The sequence below is a fragment of the Nocardia sp. NPDC051833 genome (genome assembly GCF_040681225.1).
Lineage (GTDB): Bacteria > Actinomycetota > Actinomycetes > Mycobacteriales > Mycobacteriaceae > Nocardia.
The window spans coordinates 1,283,911-1,304,903 of sequence record NZ_JBFAYK010000001.1 but is presented as its reverse complement, the minus strand read 5'-3'; the positions used below and the strand labels follow the sequence as shown (position 1 = coordinate 1,304,903).

The 20,993-nt window shown below is 69.7% G+C and carries 21 protein-coding genes; 13 read left to right on the top strand and 8 right to left on the bottom strand.

All coding sequences use genetic code 11. The features are described 5' to 3' along the window. Window positions 1-110: 110 nt before the first annotated feature. From AB0L91_RS05710 to AB0L91_RS05680, 7 genes are all read right to left on the bottom strand, one after another. A complete protein-coding gene (locus AB0L91_RS05710) occupies window positions 111-1,031 on the bottom strand; it encodes a cation diffusion facilitator family transporter (protein WP_355276167.1) in 921 nt (306 codons plus the stop codon). Window positions 1,032-1,113: 82 nt separating this feature from the next. Continuing rightward, complete coding sequence (gene manA / locus AB0L91_RS05705; RefSeq protein WP_355276166.1) at window positions 1,114-2,334, bottom strand: mannose-6-phosphate isomerase, class I; 1,221 nt, start codon at window positions 2,332-2,334, stop codon at window positions 1,114-1,116. Continuing rightward, a complete protein-coding gene (locus tag AB0L91_RS05700) occupies window positions 2,334-3,557 on the bottom strand; it encodes a tobH protein (RefSeq protein ID WP_355276164.1) in 1,224 nt (407 codons plus the stop codon). The genes manA and AB0L91_RS05700 overlap by 1 nt, the downstream gene beginning before the upstream one ends. Before the next feature lie 115 nt (window positions 3,558-3,672). Next, complete coding sequence (locus AB0L91_RS05695; RefSeq protein ID WP_365007452.1) at window positions 3,673-5,052, bottom strand: phosphomannomutase/phosphoglucomutase; 1,380 nt, start codon at window positions 5,050-5,052, stop codon at window positions 3,673-3,675. A 102-nt stretch (window positions 5,053-5,154) separates the two neighbouring features. Next, the gene (locus AB0L91_RS05690) at window positions 5,155-5,529 is read right to left on the bottom strand and encodes a DUF3499 domain-containing protein (protein ID WP_355276550.1); all 375 of its coding nucleotides are present in this window, start codon (window positions 5,527-5,529) and stop codon (window positions 5,155-5,157) included. Between the two features lie 84 nt (window positions 5,530-5,613). Further along, complete coding sequence (locus AB0L91_RS05685; RefSeq protein ID WP_218718623.1) at window positions 5,614-6,096, bottom strand: metallopeptidase family protein; 483 nt, start codon at window positions 6,094-6,096, stop codon at window positions 5,614-5,616. Between the two features lie 146 nt (window positions 6,097-6,242). Beyond that, window positions 6,243-6,476, bottom strand: a complete 234-nt coding sequence (locus tag AB0L91_RS05680) for a WhiB family transcriptional regulator (protein ID WP_133733920.1) — start codon at window positions 6,474-6,476, stop codon at window positions 6,243-6,245. Window positions 6,477-6,976: 500 nt separating this feature from the next. On the opposite strand from AB0L91_RS05680, the gene cofD reads away from it, so the two are divergent. From cofD to ahcY, 9 genes are all read left to right on the top strand, one after another. Continuing rightward, window positions 6,977-7,963: a 2-phospho-L-lactate transferase gene (cofD, locus tag AB0L91_RS05675; RefSeq protein WP_355276160.1), complete on the top strand. Its 987-nt coding sequence runs from the start codon at window positions 6,977-6,979 to the stop codon at window positions 7,961-7,963. Then, a complete protein-coding gene (locus AB0L91_RS05670; protein WP_365007449.1) occupies window positions 7,960-9,306 on the top strand; it encodes a coenzyme F420-0:L-glutamate ligase in 1,347 nt (448 codons plus the stop codon). Before cofD ends, AB0L91_RS05670 begins: the two co-directional genes overlap by 4 nt. Further along, the gene (locus tag AB0L91_RS05665; RefSeq protein ID WP_355276156.1) at window positions 9,303-9,827 is read left to right on the top strand and encodes an NUDIX domain-containing protein; all 525 of its coding nucleotides are present in this window, start codon (window positions 9,303-9,305) and stop codon (window positions 9,825-9,827) included. Before AB0L91_RS05670 ends, AB0L91_RS05665 begins: the two co-directional genes overlap by 4 nt. 195 nt (window positions 9,828-10,022) lie before the next feature. Next, window positions 10,023-11,258, top strand: a complete 1,236-nt coding sequence (locus AB0L91_RS05660) for an alkane 1-monooxygenase (protein WP_357343393.1) — start codon at window positions 10,023-10,025, stop codon at window positions 11,256-11,258. Further along, on the top strand, window positions 11,255-11,428 hold the full coding sequence (locus AB0L91_RS05655; RefSeq protein ID WP_218718627.1) for a rubredoxin: 174 nt from the start codon (window positions 11,255-11,257) through the stop codon (window positions 11,426-11,428). The genes AB0L91_RS05660 and AB0L91_RS05655 overlap by 4 nt, the downstream gene beginning before the upstream one ends. Then, entirely contained in the window at window positions 11,425-11,607 is a 183-nt protein-coding gene (locus AB0L91_RS05650; protein ID WP_189026616.1) for a rubredoxin, read from the top strand. The genes AB0L91_RS05655 and AB0L91_RS05650 overlap by 4 nt, the downstream gene beginning before the upstream one ends. Beyond that, window positions 11,604-12,272: a TetR family transcriptional regulator gene (locus tag AB0L91_RS05645; protein WP_355276152.1), complete on the top strand. Its 669-nt coding sequence runs from the start codon at window positions 11,604-11,606 to the stop codon at window positions 12,270-12,272. Before AB0L91_RS05650 ends, AB0L91_RS05645 begins: the two co-directional genes overlap by 4 nt. Window positions 12,273-12,457: 185 nt before the next feature. Beyond that, the gene (locus tag AB0L91_RS05640; protein WP_365007445.1) at window positions 12,458-13,552 is read left to right on the top strand and encodes an alkane 1-monooxygenase; all 1,095 of its coding nucleotides are present in this window, start codon (window positions 12,458-12,460) and stop codon (window positions 13,550-13,552) included. 80 nt (window positions 13,553-13,632) lie between these two features. Further along, on the top strand, window positions 13,633-15,114 hold the full coding sequence (ahcY, locus tag AB0L91_RS05635) for an adenosylhomocysteinase (RefSeq protein WP_365007443.1): 1,482 nt from the start codon (window positions 13,633-13,635) through the stop codon (window positions 15,112-15,114). A 62-nt stretch (window positions 15,115-15,176) separates the two neighbouring features. Here the strand turns inward: ahcY and AB0L91_RS05630 are convergent, their stop codons facing one another. Beyond that, entirely contained in the window at window positions 15,177-15,434 is a 258-nt protein-coding gene (locus tag AB0L91_RS05630; RefSeq protein ID WP_355276149.1) for a hypothetical protein, read from the bottom strand. A gap of 271 nt (window positions 15,435-15,705) precedes the next feature. Between AB0L91_RS05630 and AB0L91_RS05625 the strand changes: the two genes are divergently transcribed. The 4 genes from AB0L91_RS05625 (at window position 15,706) to lpqB (ending at window position 20,966) form a co-directional block, all read left to right on the top strand. After that, window positions 15,706-16,353: a dTMP kinase gene (locus AB0L91_RS05625; protein WP_357343404.1), complete on the top strand. Its 648-nt coding sequence runs from the start codon at window positions 15,706-15,708 to the stop codon at window positions 16,351-16,353. Between the two features lie 77 nt (window positions 16,354-16,430). Next, complete coding sequence (mtrA, locus tag AB0L91_RS05620) at window positions 16,431-17,108, top strand: MtrAB system response regulator MtrA (protein WP_019048752.1); 678 nt, start codon at window positions 16,431-16,433, stop codon at window positions 17,106-17,108. A gap of 124 nt (window positions 17,109-17,232) precedes the next feature. Next, the gene (mtrB, locus tag AB0L91_RS05615) at window positions 17,233-19,158 is read left to right on the top strand and encodes an MtrAB system histidine kinase MtrB (RefSeq protein WP_365007440.1); all 1,926 of its coding nucleotides are present in this window, start codon (window positions 17,233-17,235) and stop codon (window positions 19,156-19,158) included. After that, the gene (gene lpqB / locus AB0L91_RS05610; RefSeq protein ID WP_365007438.1) at window positions 19,155-20,966 is read left to right on the top strand and encodes an MtrAB system accessory lipoprotein LpqB; all 1,812 of its coding nucleotides are present in this window, start codon (window positions 19,155-19,157) and stop codon (window positions 20,964-20,966) included. The genes mtrB and lpqB overlap by 4 nt, the downstream gene beginning before the upstream one ends. The last annotated feature ends 27 nt before the right edge of the window (window positions 20,967-20,993 follow it).

Genomic DNA, 20,993 nt, shown 5'->3' with positions numbered 1-20,993 from the left:
GAACCGTACCCGCTCGACCGCGCCGGACCACCCCGGCGCGAGGACGTGTCGACCGACGCGAATCGCCGCCGTCCCGGGCGGGACGACGGCGATTCGGTGAGCCGGACGGATCAGACGGACTGGGTCCGGTACAGATCGGGCTCCAGGTAGATCAGCCGCGCGGTGGGCACCGCGGCGCGCACCCGCACCTCGGCGGAGTCGATGGCCTCGGCGATGTCGGCGATATCGAGGTCCGGCGCGATCGCGACCTTGGCGGCCACCAGCATCTCCTCCGGGCCCAGGTACTCGGTCTTGAGGTGGATCACCGAGGTGATCTTCGCGCCGTCGACCAGGTTGGCGCGGATGGCGTCGTCCTGCTCCGGGGTCGCGCCCTCGCCGATCAGCAGGCTCTTCATCTCCACGATCAGCACGACCGCGATGACGCCGAGCAGTACACCGATGGCCAGGGTGCCGATGCCGTCGAAGATCGGATCATCGGTGACCATGGTCAGGCCGACCGCGCCGAACGCGATCACCAGACCGATGAGCGCGCCGGTGTCTTCGAGCAGCACCACCGGCAGCTCGGGGCTGCGCGAGTTGCGGATGAACCGCCACCAGCTGGCGTCGCCCTTGAGCGGCCTGGACTCGCGGACCGCGGTGATGAAACTGAAGGTCTCCAAGCCGATCGCGATGCCGAGGATGACGATCGCGACGATCGGCTGACTCAGCTCCTCGGGATGCTGGATCTTGTGGATGCCCTCGTAGATCGCGTACACCGAGCCGAGGGTGAACAGCACCAGGGCGACGACGAAGGAGTAGAAGTAGCGATTGCGCCCGTACCCGAACTGATGCAGTTCGTCGGCGTCCTTGGCCGCCGCGCGCTGACCGAACAGCAACAGACCCTGGTTGGCCGTGTCGGCGACCGAGTGCACCGCCTCCGCCATCATCGACGCCGATCCGGTGATCGCCGCGCCGACGAACTTCGACACCGCGATTCCCGCGTTGGCCGTCAACGCGGCGATGATCGCCTTCTTGCCACCACCAGCCGACATACCCGGCCCGCCCTTCTCTCCGCTGTACACGCTTGTGCCCGCAACAGCCTAAGGGGAGGGGAGTGAAAAGTGCGCTTCGGTGTCAGTTCCCGGCGCCGACACAGGCGCTGAACAGCTGCGCGGCCCCGCCGATCGCGCGGGCCTTGATCTCGGTGTCGGCCGCGGAGATCCACGCCGCGCTGCCGCACGCGATGGTGAGCGCGCGCCCGTTCTGGGACAGCTCGACGGTGCCCTCGGTGCACAGCACGATGCCGGGCCCGGCGTCGGCCAGCGCCACCGGCTCGGCGTCGGCGGACAGATCGAACCGGCACAGTGCGAACTCCGGTGCGGGCGTGCGATACCGGACGCCACCGTCGGCACCGAGCTCCGGTTCGATCACCGGCAGGTCGATCGGCTCGAAGTCGAGCACCCGCAGCAGTTCCGGCACGTCGACGTGCTTGGGGGTGAGGCCGCCGCGCAACACGTTGTCGGAGTTGGCCATGATCTCCACGCCGACGCCACGCAGGTAGGCGTGCAGATTGCCCGCGTCGAGGTAGAGGGCCTGGCCCGGCTCCAGCGTCAGCCGGTTCAGCAGCAGCGCGGCCAGCACGCCCGCGTCGCCGGGGTAGGCCTCGGCCAGCTCCAGCGCGGTGCGCACCTCGGCGGTGAAGGCGCGATCGCCCTTGCCGGACAGGTAGCGCACGCAGCCCTCGAGCACCGCGGGCAGCAGCGCCGACAGCGCCGCCGCCGGCAGCGTGATCCAGGTGGTGAACAGTGTGCGCAGCCCGGCCGAATCGGGCTGGGCGGCAAGCAGTTCGCCGTAGATGTTGAGGCCGGGCACGTCCAGGGCGCGCAGCAGGTCGACGGTGCGGTGCGGGTCGCGGAATCCGGCCAGCGCCTCGAACCGGCCCAGCGCCACCACGAGTTCGGGCTTGTGGCTGTCGTCGCGGTAGTTGCGCATGGGCGAGTCCAGCGGCACCCCGGTGCGGTTCTCCCGTTCGAAGCCGGCTCGCGCCTGCGCCGAGCTGGGGTGGGCCTGCAGCGACAACGGTTCCTCGGCGGCGAGGATCTTCAGCAGGAACGGCAGCCGGGTGCCGAAGGTGTCGGCGACGGCGCCCAGTTCTCGCGCCGGGTCGGCGGCGACGACCTCGAGCAACGAGCGGGTGCCGTCGGCGACCTTCACGTGGGCCGGGTCGGCGGGATGGGCGCCGAACCACAGTTCGGCTTCCGGATGCGCCGACGGCACCGGCCGACCGCACAACTGAGCGAGCGCGGTGCGCGATCCCCAGGCGTAGGAACGCAGCGCACCAACGAGTTCCTGCACTAGTAGCGTCCCCCGTCGTGGTATGGGTCCGGGCCGGGCGCGGCCGGGCCGCGCGCCCCCGTCAGCCGGAGATAGGCAGCGGCCATGTCCAGGCGCAAGGCCAGCACCGCCAGCTGCTCGATCTCGCTGCCGTGTCCGCCCCCTGCGGCGGAGGTGGCGGCGGCGCTGTCTGTGGTCGGGGCCGACCCAGGCTCGGCCAGCTGGGTCTGCAGCACGTCGACGTCGGCGTGCACCAGATCGGCGTCGACGAGCCCGCCGCCGACACCGTCGAACACCGCGAGCTTGCGCCGGGCGGCGGCCTGATCGGGATGCACGCTCAGCGCGAGCACCCGCACCCGGTCGACCGGGGCCGGACCGTCGAGTTCCTCGTCGTGGAAGAGCGGATCGAAACCCGGTGCGGCGCCACCGGCCGCCTCGGCCAGCCGCCCGACGGCGGCGACCGTGTCGGCCAGATCGGCGGCCGCGGCGAGCCTGCCCGCCGACTGCAGCAGCACCTCGGCGCCGTGCCCGGCCAGCTCGACCGCGGCGGGGGAATCCCCGGCGAGGACGACGCCGACCCCGTGCATCCGCGCGGCCAGGGTCTTGGCCGGATTGTGGAAGACCTCGTTGTGCGGGCCGTCACGCAGCGCCTCGGCGTCGAGCATGTCGGCCAGTTCGGTCAGGTCGGGGGTGGCGGGCACGCTGCGCTGGGCGTCGACCCCGCGCAGCACCGCGATGCCGACGGCGAGGAAGCGCAGCAGCCGGTTGTGGTCGAGGACGGGCACGCGCGGTTCGAGCACGGTCGCGCGACCGGCGGCCACCGCGCGCAGCGGACCCTCGTTGGGCGCGGCGACGATGACCTCGGCACTGCGGCGCAGCGCGCGGTCGACGGCATCGATCAGGCGCGGGTCGCCCGCGTCGTCGCCTGCCACCAGCACCACGTCGAGCGGACCGACCCACGGCGGCAGCGCGGTGACGGGCACGATCGGCAGCCCGGCCCGGTCACCGAGGGTGGCGACCAGCAGGCCGGCGGCGCGGGCCGCCCGGCCCGAACCGGAGACGAGGACCAGGCTGCGCGGACGCAGTTCGGCGAGGCGTTCGGTGAGCGAGGTCTCGGCGACCGCCGCGGCCGTGGCGCGGACCTGCGCACCGCCCGAAGCCGCCGAACGCAAGGCGCCGCCGGTATCGGCCGCCTCCAGCGACGCGGCATCGTCGAGGTCGAATACGGGTGTGCCAGCGATCATCGCCGATCCCACCTCCCCTCATCGCGCTGTGTCGTCTGCCGGCGAGCCGTCGGCGAATACCAGGTCTGTGATTCCACTATTCCAGTCGGCACCGGTACTGGTTTCATTTTCCCAGTCAGGCGCGGACGATGCTCAGAATCTCGGTCACGAGTGCGTTTACTTCGGCCTGCGATCCGGCTTCGACGTTGAGTCGAAGCAGCGGTTCGGTATTCGAGGCGCGCAGATTGAACCAGGCGTGGTCGCCGAGGTCGACGGTGACGCCGTCGAGGCGGTCCACCGAGACGGTCCGGTCGGCGAACGCGGCGAGCACCGCGGCGGTGCGCTCGGCGGCGTCGGCCACGGTCGAGTTGATCTCGCCGGAGGCGGCGTAGACGTCGTAGGCGGCCATCAGCTCCGAGACCGGACGCGGACCCTCACCGAGGGCGGCCAGTACGTGCAGCGCGGCCAGCATGCCCGAATCGGCACCCCAGAAATCGCGGAAGTAGTAGTGCGCGGAGTGCTCGCCGCCGAAGACCGCGCCCTCCGACGCCATCTCCTGCTTGATGAACGAGTGACCGACCCGGGTGCGCACCGGCTTGCCGCCCAGCTCCTCCACCAGCTCGGGCACCGCGCGCGAGGTGATCAGGTTGTGGATGATCGTCGCGCCCGGCTCCTTGGCGAGCTCACGCTGGGCCACCAGCGCGGTGATCGCGGACGGGGAGACCGGCTCGCCGCGCTCGTCGACGACGAAGCAGCGGTCGGCGTCGCCGTCGAAGGCCAGACCGATGTCGGCGCCGCTGCGGCGCACCAGCTCCTGCAGGTCGACCAGGTTCTTCGGGTCGAGCGGGTTGGCCTCGTGGTTGGGGAACGAGCCGTCGAGTTCGAAGTACAGCGGCACGATGGTGACCGGGCCGAGTGTGCCGAGGACGGCGGGCACGGTGTGGCCGCCCATGCCGTTGCCCGCGTCGACCGCGATGGTCAGCGGGCGGATGTCGTCGAGGTCGACCAGCTCGCGCAGGAAGCTCGCGTAGTCGGCCAGCAGGTCGGTGCTCGTCTCGGTGCCTGGCGTGCCGTCGAAGGCGGGCACGCCGGCGACGATCTCGGCCGAGATCGTCGCCAGCCCGGTGTCCTGGCCGACCGGCAGCGCGTTCGCGCGGCACAGCTTGATGCCGTTGTAGCGGGCCGGATTGTGGCTGGCGGTGAACATGGCACCGGGGCAGCCGAGCTTGCCCGAGGCGAAGTAGAGCTGGTCGGTCGAGGCCAGGCCGATGTGCACCACATCCAGGCCCTGGGCCCGCACGCCCGCGGCGAAGGCCGCCGACAGGTCGGGGGAGGACTCGCGCATGTCGTGGCCGATCACGACCCGGGTCGCGCCTTCGGCGCGCATCAGCCGGGCGAAGGACGCGCCGACATCCCCGACGAATCCTGCATCGATCTGTTCGCCCACTACCCCGCGGACGTCATAAGCCTTGATCACGGCGTTCACGAGTTCGCCAGAGCGCGCGACAGTCGTCATGGTTCTCACCCTAGTGGTGCGCGCCCGGCGGTTCCGCATGTACCTGGGCGCGGGGACGGTGACCAGCGGATTTCCGGTCCGGTTTCGCGAGGAGCGGACGGCCTACGGGTCGGGGAGGACGCGCAGATGGCCGCGGCGGCCGGTCCGCGTGGTGCGCGGCGGCGGGGTCGAGCTGTCGCGGTAGCCGGGCTGATCGGCGTCGGCGGGGCGGCGGCGCAGGCCCGCTTCGCGCACGGCCTCGGCCAGGGCGGTCAGATCGTCGTCGTCGGGTGTGCTCGAGGAGAATCCGCCTTCGTGGCGCACCAGTTCCCAGCCCTTGGGGGCGGTGATGCGGCAGGCGTGGGTTTCGCACAGATCCCAGGAGTGCGGTTCGGCGACGGTGGCCAGTGGTCCGACGACGGCGGTCGAGTCGGAGTACACATACGTCAGCGTCGCTACAGCCGGGTTCTTGCAGCCGGGTCGGCAGCAACGACGCATGGGGATCACGACGTCGAGATTAGCCCTCCGGCCCGCAAAAGTGGATACGGACACGCGGTGATACGTCCCGTTATCGGCGGGTCGTTATTCGGGCTCGGGATCGATCAGGTCCGGGTCGACGCCGAGATAGGTGGCGATCTGCTGGACGAGGACCTCGCGCAGCAGCTCCACGAGATCGTCCGGATCTGCGGCGCGCAGTTCCAGCGGCTTGCGGAACAGCACCACCCTGGCGCGGGTGGCCGCGCCGTGCCGGTCGACGCCCGCGGGGATCAACCGCGACAGCGGCACCGGCCCGTCGGCCACCACCTCGTCCGGCCAGGTGACCGAATCAGGGTGCAGCGGACGGATTTTCGGTACATCGTCGACGGCGATGTCGAGCTTGGTGAGGCGATCGTGCCAGCGGGTGTCCAGCGGGGCGAAGGCCTCGAGCACCAGCCGGTCGAATTTCTGCCCCCTCGTGCGCCACGCGGGAACGGTGGGCGGGAGCATGGGTCCACGGACACCACGGCCGCGGCGGGTCACCGAGCGGGCGGTGGGCGCCGGGGTATGACGCCGGGAACGTGCCATGGGAGTCGTCCACCTTTCTCGCGTGCACCTGGTCGTGCCCGTCGAGCCTGGGGACGGCGCGACTACTGGGCGTGCGCCCGAAGCACCGACGTACTGCGCCTGCGTGCTCCGGGCTGGAGCCTCAGAGTCTACTTTCGAACATTCTCTCAGCCGATTCCGCGCTTCAGCCTGCGACGCTCTCGTTCCGAGAGACCGCCCCAGATACCGAAACGTTCGTCGTGCGCCAGTGCGTATTCCAGGCACTGATCGCGCACCTCGCAGCCCAGGCAGATGCGCTTGGCCTCACGGGTCGAGCCGCCCTTCTCGGGGAAGAACGCCTCGGGGTCTGTCTGAGCGCACAGAGCGCGCTCCTGCCACTGCTCTTCGATGGACTCGAACATCTCGTCGAAGCCCGTCACGACCAGACTCAGCCGGGGGGCCGCGACTTCGCTTACCACGTCCGGTTCCGGCCAGCTCGTGTCGGCGCAGACAGCGTGAGCTGCGCCTGCTGTGGAATCGGTCGGCGAGACCATGTCTTCGGTCATCGTTCCGCCTCCTCACTATGTGTTAGCGCAGAAAGATTCTTTCCGCCGGGCCAACGCGGACCCCGACGGCCGAACACCGCGATGTAGTCTCGCGGGCTTCCCCGAACCTGTCTTCCGGCGAGCCAACACCCTCTCGCAAACGCCCCCGCGCTATGCCCTATCGCGGTGACCGGAATGACATGTCTGTGATTAGACACGCCGCACTCGCCGGTGGTCAACCCGCCGTCACCCTTCCGTTACACTCCGCACCCGCCTTTCGTTTTGATCTTGTTATGTGCTGTGGCAAATGACCAGCAACTTTGCCGTAATTCGCCGCGAAATCAATCGGCAACCCCCACCGCTTAGGCTGTGACCCTGTGACTGCACAACACGCGGTGCGCGAGCCCAAGATCGCCGTTCTGGTCGGCGGCGTCGGCGGTGCACGGTTCCTGCAAGGCGTCAGGCAGCTGCTGCCCGATGCCGACATCTCCGCCATCGTCAACGTCGGCGACGACGTCTGGATGCACGGGCTTCGCATCTGTCCCGACCTCGACACCTGCATGTACACCCTCGGTGGCGGCATCGACCCGGAGCGCGGGTGGGGCCACGCGAACGAGACCTGGCACGCGAAAGAGGAGCTGGCGAAGTACAACGCCCAGCCCGATTGGTTCGGCCTCGGCGATCGCGATATCGCCACCCATCTCATCCGCACCGAGATGCTGCGCGCCGGATATCCGCTGTCCGCGGTCACCGAGGCGCTGTGCAATCGGTGGCAGCCGGGCGTGCGCCTGATTCCGGCTACCGACGATCGCTGTGAAACCCACGTCGTCGTCAGCGATCCCGACAACGCCGGCGAACGTCGCGCGATCCACTTCCAGGAATGGTGGGTGCGCTATCGCGCGGCGCTCCCGACGCACGGATTCGCCTCGATCGGCGCCGAACAGGCCGCCCCGGCCCCGGATGTGACCGAAATCATAGCGTCCGCCGACGCCGTGTTGCTGGCCCCGTCGAACCCCGTCGTGAGCATCGGCGCGATCCTCGCCGTGCCCGGGATCAGGGGCGCGCTGCGCACCACCGAGGCCAAGGTCATCGGCCTGTCGCCGGTGATCGACGGAAAGCCGTTGCGCGGCATGGCCGATGAGTGCCTGTCGGTGATCGGCGTGGAATCCACCGCCGAGGCGATCGGGCGGCACTACGGCGCCCGCTCGGCCACCGGCATCCTCGACGGCTGGCTGGTGCACTCCACCGACACCGCCGACGTGCCCGGCGTCGAGGTGCGCAGCGTCCCGCTGCTGATGACCGACCCCGAGGCCACGGCCGAGATGGCCCGTGCCGCACTGGAATTGGCGGGAGTGAAGCCGTGAGCGTACTGCCCGACCACGCGGCCGACGAGCTGCGCATCCTGCCGGTGACCGGCCTGCCGGAGTTCCGGCCCGGCGACGACGTCGCCGAACACCTTGCCGCACAGGCACCCTGGCTGGCCGACGGCGACGTCGTCGTGGTCACCAGCAAGATCGTCTCCAAGGCCGAGGGCCGCATCGTCGCCGCGCCGACCGATCCGGAGGAGCGCGACACCGCCCGCCGCAAACTGGTCGACGACGAGGCGGTGCGGGTGCTCGCCCGCAAGGGCCGCACCCTCATCACCGAGAACCGGCTCGGCATCGTGCAGGCCGCGTCCGGCGTCGACGGTTCGAACGTGGCCGAGGGCGAACTGGTGCTGCTGCCGACCGATCCCGACGCCAGCGCCAAGTCGCTGCGGGCCGCGCTGGCCCAGCGGCTCGGGGTGAACGTGGCCGTGGTCATCACCGACACCATGGGCCGGGCCTGGCGCAACGGCCAGATCGACGCCGCGATCGGCGCGGCCGGGCTGCGCGTGCTGCACGACTACGCGGGCGCGGTCGACGGCCAGGGCAACGAACTGCACGTCACCCAGGTGGCCGTCGCCGACGAACTCGCCGCCGCCGCCGACCTGGTCAAGGGCAAGCTCGGCGGCGTCCCGGTCGCGGTGGTGCGCGGCCTGGCGACCGACGACGACGGCTCGAGCGCGGCGGCGCTGCTGCGCGGCGGCATCGACGACCTGTTCTGGCTCGGCACCGCCGAGGCGATCGAGATGGGCCGCAAAGAGGCTGTGCCGCTGCGGCGTTCGGTCCGCGCCTTCGCCGACGAGCCGGTCGACCCGGAACGGATCAGGGCCGCCGTCGCGGTCGGGCTGACCGCGCCCGCACCGCATCACACCCGCCCGGTGCGCTTCGTCTGGCTGCGCAAGCCGAAGCTGCGCGCCCAGCTGCTCGAGGCGATGGCCGAACAGTGGCGCGCCGATCTGACCGCCGACGGGCTCGACCCCGAGCGGGTGGAGCGCCGGGTCGCGCGCGGGCGCATCCTGTTCGACGCCCCCGAGGTGATCATCCCGTTCTGCGTGCCCGACGGCGCGCACGACTATCCCGACGCCCGTCGTCAGGCCGCCGAGCAGACCATGTTCACGGTCGCGGTCGGCGCCGCGGTGCAGGGCCTGCTGGTGGCGCTGGCCGCCGACGGCCTCGGCAGCTGCTGGATCGGGTCGACGATCTTCGCCCCCGAGCTGGTCCGCGAGACCCTGGGCTTGGACGAGGACTGGATGCCGTTGGGCGCCATCGCGATCGGTGTGCCGCTCGACGAACCCGCGCCGCGGACGGTCGGCTCGCCGGGTGCGGGCCTGGTCGAACTGTGAGCGCGGAGTCGCTGCACGCCTCGGCCACCGAGCTGCTCACCGACTGGCAGCCGGAGTCCGGCCAGGACCGGTCGCTGCGTGAGGCGATGCTGGCGTTTCTCGGTTCGGCGCCGCGTGGGTGCCTGCGCGAGCACGCGCCGGGGCACATCACCGCCTCGGCGATCGTGCTCTCGCACGACCGCAGCGAGATCCTGCTGACCCTGCATCCGCGGGTGGGCCGCTGGATCCAGCTCGGTGGGCACTGCGAGCCAGGGGACGAGACGGTCGCCGACGCCGCGCTGCGCGAGGCGGTGGAGGAGTCGGGCATCGCGGACCTGCGTCTGACGCCGGGTCTGTACGGCGCGCAGGCGCACCCGATCACCTGCTCGCTCGGGGTGCCGACGCGGCACCTGGACCTGCTGTTCGAGATCGTCGCGCCGCCGGGCGCGGTGCCCGTTCGCAGCGCCGAGTCGACGGATCTGCGGTGGTGGCCGGTGGCCGGGCTACCGGCCGGCGCCGATGTCCTGCTGGTGGGCGTATAGGACCCTGAATAGGTATCTGACCTGCGATGAAAGCGATCGTGCCCAGGTGGGCACGGTCGCTGTTCCGTTATCCGACTGTTGCAGCTTTACAAATCTGCAAATTTGTCTAGACGCCGGACAAATCGGGACCTATCGTCTGTGACAGAGAGTTACGCACATCACAGGTGTGAGGTGTGTCGCAGGATGGAGACGACGATGTCGACAGATGCCAACGCGTCCGAACAGCGGGTGGCGCCCCCGCAGTGGCGCGATTCCAAGCGCTATCTCTGGTTGTGGGGCCTGTTCGCCCCGACCGGGTTGTTCACGATCGCGATCCCCCTGATCTGGGGACTCAACCAGCTCGGCTGGCACCGGCTGGCCGAAGTGCCGTTCTGGCTCGGGCCGGTGCTGGTGTACATCGTGATCCCGATCGCGGACCTGTTCTTCGGGCCCGACGGCAACAATCCGCCGGACGAGGTGATGGAGTACCTGGAGAACGACAAGTACTACCGCTACCTGACCTACCTGTACCTGCCGTTCCAGTACGCCTCGCTGATCTTCGCCTGCTACATCATCACCGCGCCGAATCTGCACTGGCTCGGCTTCCCCGGCGGGGCCAACGTGGTGGACAAGATCGGCATCGCGATCAGCGTCGGCATGATCGGCGGCATCGGCATCAACACCGCGCACGAACTCGGCCACAAGAAGGTCGATCTGGAGCGCTGGCTCGCGCGCATCGCGCTGGCACAGTCGTTCTACGGCCACTTCTACATCGAGCACAACCGTGGGCACCACGTCCGCGTCGCCACCCCGGAGGATCCGGCCAGCGCCCGCATCGGCGAGACGTTCTGGTCGTTCTGGCCGCGCACGGTGTGGGGCAGCTTCCGCTCGGCCTGGCACCTGGAGAAGGAGCGCCTGCACCGGCTGGGCAAGAGCCCGTGGACCCTGCGCAACGACGTGCTCAACGCCTGGGCGATGTCGGTGGTGCTGTGGCTGGGCCTGATCGCGGTCTTCGGCATCGAGGTGCTGCCGTATCTGATCCTGCAGGCCGTCGTCGGTTTCAGCCTGCTCGAATCGGTGAACTACCTCGAGCACTACGGCCTGGTCCGGCAGAAGACGGCGACCGGGCGCTACGAGCGACCCGCGCCCGAGCACAGCTGGAACAGCGACCACATCGTCACCAACATCTTCCTGTACCACCTGCAGCGGCACAGCGACCACCACGCGTACCCCACCCGCCGCTATCAGACGCTGCGCAGCTGGGACGGTGCGCCCAACCTGCCCAGCGGCTACGCGAGCATGATCCTGATCGCCTACTTCCCGCCCATCTGGCGCAGGGTGATGGACAAGCGCGTGCTCGCGCACTACGCGGGCGACGTCACCCGCGCCAATATCGAACCGAAGCATCGCGGGCGGGTGCTCGCCCGGTACGGACAGGAGAATCCGGCATGAGTGCGTACCGCTGCCCGGTCTGTGATTATGTCTACGACGAAACGAAAGGAGCCCCGCGAGAGGGATTTCCGGCCGGCACGCCCTGGGCGTCGGTTCCCGACGACTGGTGCTGCCCGGACTGCGGGGTGCGGGAGAAGATCGACTTCGAGGCGGTAGGAGTATCGCGGTGACCGAGTACAAGCTCTACCAGTGTGTGCAGTGCGGGTTCGAATACGACGAGGCGCAGGGCTGGCCCGATGACAACATCGCCCCCGGCACCAAGTGGGAGGACATCCCGGACAACTGGACCTGCCCCGACTGCGGCGCGGCCAAGTCCGACTTCTTCATGGTCGAGATCGAACGTTCGTGAGCGTCGCGGGCACGCCGCGCACCGGATCGCGCATCCCGTATCAGGAGGCCGCGCGGGAATTGCTGCGTAGCTCCGTCCTGGACGGGATGCGCGAGCTGCTCACCGAGCGTGATTGGTCCAAGATCACGCTCGGTGACGTCGCGGCGCGCGCCGGCGTCAGCAGGCAGACGCTCTACAACGAATTCGGATCGCGCGCTGGTCTGTCGCAGGCCTACGCGCTGCGGCTGGCCGACGAACTCGTCGACCATGTGCGCGAGGCGCTCGACGACAATGTCGGCGACGCCCGCGCCGCCATCCGGGTCGGCATGACCGGGTTCTTCCTGTCGGCCGCGGCCGACCCGCTGGTGCGCTCGCTGCTGGCCGGGGAGATGAAGCCGGACCTGCTGCGCCTGATCACCCTCGACGCGGGCCCCCTGCTCGAACACGCCACCGCGCGGTTGGGCGTGGTGTTCCAGCGCAGCTGGGTCGACGCCACCGACGCGGAGGCCGATGTGCTCGCACACGCCCTGGTGCGGATCGCGCTGAGCTACATCCCGAACCCGCCGGTGCCGGAGCGGGACGCGCCCGCCGAGATGAGCGCGCTGCTGAGTCCGTACGTCGAAGCGATCGTGCAGGTACGCGGCATCCGGGCACCGCTCGGTGACGGCGATCACTCCGGTGTCTGATCGGCTCTGATTCGCCACCGTGTAACCGTCACCACGTTTGGCGGCGTGACTCTGTGTAACGCGCCTACGGTCTGTCAGTATTCACATCGGTCGGCGATTAGTTTTTTTACAGCGGAGCGTGCGTGCAAACGGTTGGCAAACCGGGGGGATTTCGTGATCCCAAACGGTATCTATGGGCCTTGGGCTTGATCGCCCCTGCCTCAGCACTGCTGCCCTCCCAGCTCGTGTACCACACCAAGGCCGAGGTGCTCTGGTGGATCGGGCCGGTGATCGTGTTGATCGCCATTCCGGTGCTGGACTGGATAGTCGGCGAGGACGGCAACAATCCGCGCGACGAGGACTACGAAGCGCTCTCTTCCGACCGGTACTACCGGTGGTGCACGTACCTGTTCCTGCCCGTGCAGCTGATCGGTCTGGTGATCGCCTGCGCGATGTGGGCGGGCGACGATCTGGACGTCGTCGACAAGCTCGGGCTGGCCGCCACCGTCGGCTTCGTCAGCGGGATCGGCATCAACGCCGCCCACGAATTGGGGCACCGGGTCGAGAGTGCCGAAAGATTGCTGTCGAAGATCGCGCTCGCCCAGTCCGGGTACGGGCACTTCTTCGTCGAGCACAATCGCGGCCATCACGCCCGGGTCGCGACCCCCGAGGATCCGGCCAGCGCCCGGCTGGGGGAGTCGCTGTGGGAGTTCTTGCCGCGCAGTGTGATCGGCGGCTTCCGCTCCGCGATCCAGCTCGAGCGGGCCCGGCTGGCCAGGCAGGGCCGGGGCTGGTGGAGCACCAAGAACAACATCCTGCAGGCGTGGTCGATGAGCGCGGTGCTGTTCGGTTCGCTGCTGCTGGCGTTCGGGCCCGCGATCGCGCCCTGGCTGGTCCTGCAGGCCGTCATCGGCTTCGGACTGCTGGAGGCCGTGAACTACGTCGAGCACTACGGGCTGCTGCGCGCCCGCAAGCCCAACGGCCGCTGGGAACGCTGCTCCCCGCGCGACAGCTGGAACAGCGACCGCCTGGTCACCAACATCTTCCTGTTCCATCTGCAGCGCCACAGCGACCATCACGCCAACCCCGGCCGCCGCTATCAGACCCTGCGTTCCACCGAGGAATCGCCGCAGCTGCCCGCCGGCTACGCCACGATGCTGCTGCTGGCGGCCGTGCCACCGCTGTGGCGCGCGGTGATGGACCCCAAGGTGGCCGCCCATTACGGCGGCGATCTGTCGCTGGCCAACGTCGCGCCGCCCAAGGAGCGGCGTTTGCTGGCCCGATACCGCGCCGCGGCCTGACCGCCGCCCGCCGAGGACCGGGAAACGGGCGGGCGCGCACGCGGTAGCCTTGCCTCGGTACTGACTACCAGGAGAGGCTGATGACGACCTCAGAACTTCCCGCGCGCACCGAGCTGACCGCCGACGTTCGCAACGGCATCGATTACAAGGTGGCAGATCTCTCGCTGGCCGAATTCGGCCGCAAGGAGATCCGCCTCGCCGAGCACGAGATGCCCGGCCTGATGGCTCTGCGCCGCGAATACCACGATGTGCAGCCGCTGAAGGGCGCGCGCATCTCCGGATCGCTGCACATGACGGTGCAGACCGCCGTCCTGATCGAAACCCTCGTCGCTCTCGGCGCGCAGGTGCGCTGGGCTTCGTGCAACATCTTCTCCACCCAGGACCACGCGGCCGCGGCCATCGTCGTCGGGCCCGACGGCACCGTCGACGAGCCCAAGGGCACCCCCGTCTTCGCCTGGAAGGGCGAGACGCTGGAGGAGTACTGGTGGGCCGCCGAGCAGATGCTCACCTGGCCGGGCGAGCCCGCCAACATGATCCTCGACGACGGTGGCGACGCGACCATGCTCGTGCTGCGCGGCGCGCAGTTCGAGAAGGCCGGCGTGGTGCCGCCCGAGGACGCCGACCACTCGGCCGAGTACAAGGTGTTCCTCAACCTGCTGCGCGAGAGCCTCGAGGCCGACAAGACCAAGTGGAGTGTCATCGCCGACGCGGTCAAGGGCGTCACCGAGGAGACCACCACCGGCGTGCTGCGGCTGTACCAGTTCGCCGCCGCGGGTGAGCTGGTGTTCCCGGCGATCAACGTCAACGACTCGGTCACCAAGTCGAAGTTCGACAACAAGTACGGCACCCGCCACTCGCTGATCGACGGCATCAACCGCGGCACCGACGTGCTCATCGGTGGCAAGAAGGTGCTGATCTGCGGCTACGGCGACGTCGGCAAGGGCTGCGCGGAGTCGCTGGCGGGCCAGGGCGCGCGCGTGCAGGTCACCGAGATCGACCCGATCAACGCGCTGCAGGCGCTGATGGACGGCTACGACGTGGTCACCGTGGAGCAGGCGATCGGCCAGGCCGACATCGTCATCACCTCGACGGGCAACAAGGACATCATCACCCTCGAGCACATGAAGGCGATGAAGGACCAGGCCATCCTCGGCAACATCGGTCACTTCGACAACGAGATCGATATGGCCGCGCTGGAGCGCTCGGGCGCCCACCGCCTCGAGATCAAGCCGCAGGTCGACCTGTGGACCTTCGACTCGGGCAAGGCGATCATCGTGCTGTCGGAGGGTCGCCTGCTGAACCTGGGCAACGCCACCGGCCACCCCTCGTTCGTCATGTCGAACAGCTTCTCCAACCAGGTCATCGCGCAGATCGAGCTGTGGACCAAGCCGGAGGAGTACGACAACGAGGTCTACCGGCTGCCCAAGCACCTGGACGAGAAGGTCGCGCGCATCCACGTCGAGGCACTCGGCGGCACGCTGACCAAGCTCACCAAGGACCAGGCCGAGTACATCGGCGTGGACGTGGAGGGCCCGTACAAGCCGGAGCACTACCGCTACTGAGTCTCGACCGCACGGTGGCCCGTCGACCTGATGGTCGGCGGGCCACCGTCGTGTTCGGGGGATCAGACCAGCAGCAGGCAGACCGGCAGCGGGATGACGGCTTCCAGGAGGGCGCAGGCGGCGAGTTCGGCGGCGGAGCCCGCCGCGGCGGAGCCCGCCTCGGCCGAGCCGCTGAGCAGGGCGGCCGAGCCGCTGCGCGCGTGGTCGCCGCGGCCGATGGGGTCGGCCGTCGGCGCGGCGGTCGCGACGCCGGAGCCCGCGAGGGCGATGCCGAGCGCGGCGGCGGCCACGGCGGCACGGAGGACGGTTCGGTTGAGCATGATGACTCCTGGATCGAGCGGCCCGGCGCGGGCGCTGGGTTGGCGTGCGCCCCGGTAGCCCGGACGGAGCCGATCCGCCGAGGACTCTGGAATGAGACCACTTCAGACTGTTGTCGGGAGGTGAAACGGGTAATCCGGTCGCCATCGGCCCGGCGCGTCGGACGACACAGCGCTCGGGCGCCCGGCTCGTCGTCGCGCCGCGGCGGTCGCCGGTGATTCCGGGGTGGGGCCTGCGAGGTTCGCCGCCCCCGGCCGGGTAATCTCACCGCTCATGGGCGTGCTGATTGCGGTGGAAGGCCTCGACGGCGCCGGTAAACGGACGCTGATCGACGGGCTGATCGACGAATTGTCGGGAAAGGGGCTGCGGGCAGGCCGCCTGGCCTTTCCGCAATACGGCCGATCGATCCACGCCGATCTGGCCGCCGAAGCCCTGCGGGGCGGGCACGGCGACCTCGCCGGGTCCATCAACGCGATGGCGATCATGTTCGCCCTCGACCGCGCCGACGCGAGCGCGGAGCTGTCGAACCTGTTGGACGCCAACGACATCGTCGTCCTGGACCGCTGGGTGGCCTCCAACGCCGCCTACTCCGCGGCCAGGGCCGGGCAGGACGCCGACGGTGAAATCGTGTCCTGGGTGGGCGATCTGGAGTTCGGCAGGCTCGCGCTGCCGGTGCCCGACCTCACCGTGCTGATCGACCTTCCCACCGAGGTCGCGGCCGAACGTGCCCGCCGCCGTGGTGAACTCGACACCGCCCGCGCCCTGGACGCCTACGAGCGCGACGGCGGCCTGCAGCACCGCACCGGGGAGGTCTATCGTGAGCTGGCCGACCGCGACTGGTTCGGTCGCTGGTGGACATACCGATCCGATGACGATAGGCCCGCCCTACTCACCCTCTGCTCGGAAATCTTTGCCGGATAAGGTTGGATACGCGACGGGTTCACATCATTAATGGCGTGGCAGCCCGATCCTGGCCTGGGAGATGACAACATAGGATTATGAAGCCCAAGATTCTGGTCGTCGACGACGATATGGCACTCGCTGAGATGCTGACCATCGTCTTGCGCGGGGAAGGGTTCGACCCGCACGTGGTCGGCGACGGCACGCAGGCCCTGTCGGCGGTGCGGGAGATCCGCCCCGACCTGGTGTTGCTGGACCTGATGCTGCCCGGGATGAACGGCATCGACGTATGCCGTGTGCTCCGGGCCGATTCCGGCGTTCCGATCGTGATGCTCACCGCCAAGACCGACACGGTCGACGTGGTGCTCGGTCTGGAGTCCGGTGCCGACGATTACATCGTCAAGCCGTTCAAGCCGAAGGAACTCGTCGCCCGGGTGCGCGCGCGGCTGCGCCGTACCGAGGACGAGCCCGCCGAGCTGCTCTCGATCGCCGACATCGTCATCGATGTGCCCGCGCACAAGGTGACCCGCGGCGGCGCGCAGATCTCGCTCACCCCGCTGGAGTTCGACCTGCTGGTCGCGCTCGCGCGCAAGCCGCGCCAGGTGTTCACCCGTGAGGTGCTGCTCGAACAGGTCTGGGGCTACCGGCACGCCGCCGATACCCGCCTGGTCAACGTGCACGTGCAGCGACTACGCGCGAAGGTCGAGAAGGATCCGGAGAATCCGGAGATCGTGCTGACCGTCCGCGGAGTCGGCTACAAGGCCGGACCGCCGTGATCGGTACCTGTGAGGCGCCGCTGTGACCGACGGTCGACCTGCCGGTACAGCGTCAGCGCCTCCAGCGCACGACGGACGTGCGCACACCTTCGTCACGCAGTTGCGGCGATGGGCGGCCCCGGTCATGGCCTGGTTCCAGGCTGTCGGGACCGCGCTGGGCCATCTCTGGCGCCGGTCGCTGCAGCTGCGTGTCATCGTGTCCACGTTGACCCTCTCGCTCATCGTGATCACGATCCTCGGTGTCGTGCTCACCGGTCAGATCACCGACCGGCTGCTCGAGGCCAAGATCAACGCCGCCGTCGAGGAGATGGATCGTGCCCGCAGCACGATCGAGGGCAAGCTCTCCGGCGTGCACGACGCGAACAGTCAGCAGCAACAGCTCGCCGACGCCCGCGCCGCGCTGTCCAGCCGTGGCGGCACCGGCCAGTCCAGCGGCGCCGCCGGTAGTTTCGACTCGGCGCTGGCGATGGTCGGCGGCACGCCGCCGCAGGAACTCACCACCGGCCCCATTTCGGAGGTGCCGCAGGAGCTGCGCCGCTTCGTCCAGCGCAACCAGGTCTCCTACCAGTTCACCACCGTCGCCGACCCGGACGGCTATCGCGGGCGCGCGCTGATCATCGGCAGCCCGAGCGCCGAGGTCGCGACCCTGGAGATCTACCTCATCTTCCCGCTGGCCAGCGAGGAAGCGAGCTTGTCGCTGATGCGCGGCACGATGCTCATCGGCGGCGTTGTGCTGCTGGTGCTGCTCGCCGCGATCACCGCGCTGGTGACCAGGCAGGTGGTGCTGCCGATCCGGTCGGCGGCGCGGATCGCCGGTCGCTTCGCCGACGGCAGGCTCAAGGAACGCATGCTGGTGCGCGGCGAGGACGACATGGCCCGGCTCGCGCAGGCGTTCAACGAGATGGCCGAGAGCCTGTCCAACCAGATCACCCAGCTGGAGGAATTCGGCAATCTGCAACGCCGGTTCACCTCCGACGTCAGCCACGAGCTGCGCACCCCGCTGACCACGGTGCGCATGGCCGCCGACCTCATCCACGGCTCCAGCGACGATCTCGATCCGGCGCTGGCCCGCAGTTCCGAGCTGCTGGTCAACGAGCTCGACCGGTTCGAGGGCCTGCTCAACGACCTGCTCGAGATCTCCCGGCACGACGCCGGTGTGGCCGAGCTGCAGGTGGAATCGCTCGACATGCGCATGTGCGCCAGGGCGGCGATCTCCACGGTGCGGCACCTGGCCAAGGAGGCCGGTGTCGAGGTCGTCATCGATCTGCCCGAGGAGCCGGTCGTCGCCGAGGTCGACCCGCGCCGCGTCGAGCGGGTGCTGCGCAACCTGCTCGCCAACGCGATCGACCACAGCGAGGGCAAGCCGGTGCTGATCCGGATGCGCGGTGACGCCGAGGCCAACGCGGTCGCGACCGTCGTGCGCGATCAGGGTGTCGGTCTGCGGCCGGGCGAGGAGAAGCTCGTCTTCAACCGGTTCTGGCGCTCGGACCCGTCCCGGGTGCGGCGCTCCGGCGGCACCGGACTCGGCCTGTCGATCAGCGTCGAGGACGCCAACCTGCACGAAGGCAGGCTGGAGGCGTGGGGCGATCCCGGCGTCGGCGCCAGCTTCCGGCTGCTGCTGCCGATGGTGCGCGGCCGCAAACTGGGCGCGAGCCCGCTGGCCCTGGAACCGATGCTGCGCAAGGTCCCCGCGCTCCCCGAGGCCGAGCCGGAACCGGCCGAACCAGGCGACGGCGAGTCGACCGAGCCGGGCGACCTCAGGACCGAGCCGACGGGTCCGAGCACGATCCAGACCGAACCCGCGGGGTCGGCCGCGATCCAGCAGGATCCGGCGGACCTCGGCGCGATCCGGACCGAGCCCAGCGGCTCGGCGGCGAGCCCGGCCGACCCGGGCGAGGCCGGTGTCACCGAGGGAATGCACACCGAGCCCGCCGGAGGGGCAGACTCGAAGGCAGCACCCGTGGACACCGACGCGCCGCCCGCGTCGAATGGGCTAGCCGGCGCCGACGACCAGCCGATGTCCACCGAGACCGGAGACCGACAGTCATGACGAACGTGCGGGGTGAGCGCTGGGGACGGCGGGCCGCCGCGCTGGTCGCGGCCGGGCTGGCCGGCGTGCTGGTGCTGAGCGGGTGCGCCAGCCTGCCGGAGTCCTCGGCGCCGCAGGCCCTCGGCACGATCAACCGCGCGCCGACCTCGGAGGGTCCGCCGCCGCCGACCTCCGGCCGCGACCCCGACCTGCTGGTCGGCGACTTCCTGGCGGCCAGCGCCGACCCGGCCAACCGGCACGCCGCGGCCCGCCAGTACATGGCCGCCGACACCGCGGGCGAATGGAACGACGAGGCGGGCATCACCATCGTCGACCGGCCCGACACCCTGCGCGAATCGCGGTCCGGCGACAAGGCCAGCTACGTGATCCGCGCCCGCAAGGTCGGCGAGCTGGCCGGGGACGGCAGTTACCGGGCCGTCGAGGGCACGCTCGAGAACAAGATCGAGATGAGCAAGATCGACGGCGAGTGGCGGATCACCGAGCTGCCCGACGGCGTCGTCATGGATTCCACCGCGTTCGACAAGTCCTATCGCCGCTACGTCCTGCAGTACGTCGATCCGGGCAGTTCCGTGCTGGTCCCTGACCCGCGCTGGATCTCGGTACCGCGCGCCCAGCTGACCGAGCGGCTGATCGGCATGCTCGGCGCGGGCCCGCAGTCGGCGATCGCGCCGGTCGTGCGCAATCAGCTCGCGCAGCCGGTGACCGTGCGCGGCCCGATCACCAAGGCCAGCAACGAGCCGGGCGAGGTCGGTATCGGCATCGGCGGGGTGCGCATCGATTTCGCCGGGATCGGCCAGCTCGCGCCGAAGGACCGCGAACTGCTCGCCGCGCAGGTGGTGATGACGCTGGCCGGCGCCGACATCCTCGGCCCGTACGTGCTGCTCGCCGACGGCAAACCGCTCGACGACCGGTACGCCAACGGCTGGTCCGTCGCCGACCTCGACCAGTACAGCGCGTCGGCCCCCGGCCAGAACCGGATCGGCCTGCACGCCCTGCGCGACGGCACGCTGGTGCAGGTGACTCCGGACGGCATCGTCACCCCGAGTGGTTCCTTCGGCGAGGCGACCAATCTGCAGTCGGTCGGCATCTCCGCCGACGGCCAGTTCGTCGCCGCCGTCGCCGACACCGGCAGGCCGGCGCCCGAACCCGGCCGCACCCTGCTGATCGGCAACTACGGCGCCAAGGCCTTCGCCGTCGCCGAGGGCGCCACCATCGCGCGCCCGTCGTGGACCTCCGACGGCGGCGCCGCCTGGACGGTGCTCGACGGCGACCACGTCATCCGGGCGGTCACCGATCGCGCCACCGGCAACGTCTCGGTTCAGGATGTCGACACCACGGCCCTGTTCGAGGGCTCAGGATCGCCGCGTCCGCCGATCAGCGAGGTCGTGGTCTCACGCACCGGTGTGCGCGCGGCGCTGATCGCCGACGGCCGGGTCTACGTCGCGGTGATCGAACGCAGGCCCGACGGCAAGTACGCGCTCACCTCGCCGGTGCCGCTCGCGCTCGGGCTGAGCAGTCGTGCGGTCTCGCTGAGCTGGGTCACCGGCGACACGATCATGGTGGCGCGCGAGGGCAATGTCGACCCGGTCTTCACCGTCTCCATCGACGGGTCCCAGTTCTCCGCGGTGACCTCGCAGAACCTGACCCCGCCGGTGCGGGTGGTGACGGCGGCGCCCGCCACCCAGTACGTCGCCGACTCCCGCGCCGTCCTGCAACTGCAGACCGCCGACCCGGCCCGCAACGACCGCTTCTGGCGCGAGGTGCCCGGCCTGACCGGCGAACGCGTCGTCCCGGTGCTGCCCGGCTGAGTTGTCGGTGGGTGCTGTGATACTCAC

Bases quoted from the DNA above. Each gene is read 5' to 3' on its own strand.
- AB0L91_RS05625 (WP_357343404.1), top strand. From the start codon at position 15,706: ATGGGCGTGCTGATTGCGGTGGAAGGCCTCGACGGCGCCGGTAAACGG.
- mtrB (WP_365007440.1), top strand. From the start codon at position 17,233: ATGGCCTGGTTCCAGGCTGTCGGGACCGCGCTGGGCCATCTCTGGCGC.
- AB0L91_RS05660 (WP_357343393.1), top strand. From the start codon at position 10,023: ATGTCGACAGATGCCAACGCGTCCGAACAGCGGGTGGCGCCCCCGCAG.
- mtrA (WP_019048752.1), top strand. From the start codon at position 16,431: ATGAAGCCCAAGATTCTGGTCGTCGACGACGATATGGCACTCGCTGAG.
- ahcY (WP_365007443.1), top strand. From the start codon at position 13,633: ATGACGACCTCAGAACTTCCCGCGCGCACCGAGCTGACCGCCGACGTT.
- AB0L91_RS05710 (WP_355276167.1), bottom strand. From the start codon at position 1,031: ATGTCGGCTGGTGGTGGCAAGAAGGCGATCATCGCCGCGTTGACGGCC.
- AB0L91_RS05655 (WP_218718627.1), top strand. From the start codon at position 11,255: ATGAGTGCGTACCGCTGCCCGGTCTGTGATTATGTCTACGACGAAACG.
- AB0L91_RS05630 (WP_355276149.1), bottom strand. From the start codon at position 15,434: ATGCTCAACCGAACCGTCCTCCGTGCCGCCGTGGCCGCCGCCGCGCTC.
- AB0L91_RS05690 (WP_355276550.1), bottom strand. From the start codon at position 5,529: ATGCGTCGTTGCTGCCGACCCGGCTGCAAGAACCCGGCTGTAGCGACG.
- AB0L91_RS05685 (WP_218718623.1), bottom strand. From the start codon at position 6,096: ATGGCACGTTCCCGGCGTCATACCCCGGCGCCCACCGCCCGCTCGGTG.
- AB0L91_RS05695 (WP_365007452.1), bottom strand. From the start codon at position 5,052: ATGACGACTGTCGCGCGCTCTGGCGAACTCGTGAACGCCGTGATCAAG.
- AB0L91_RS05680 (WP_133733920.1), bottom strand. From the start codon at position 6,476: ATGTTCGAGTCCATCGAAGAGCAGTGGCAGGAGCGCGCTCTGTGCGCT.
- lpqB (WP_365007438.1), top strand. From the start codon at position 19,155: ATGACGAACGTGCGGGGTGAGCGCTGGGGACGGCGGGCCGCCGCGCTG.
- AB0L91_RS05700 (WP_355276164.1), bottom strand. From the start codon at position 3,557: ATGATCGCTGGCACACCCGTATTCGACCTCGACGATGCCGCGTCGCTG.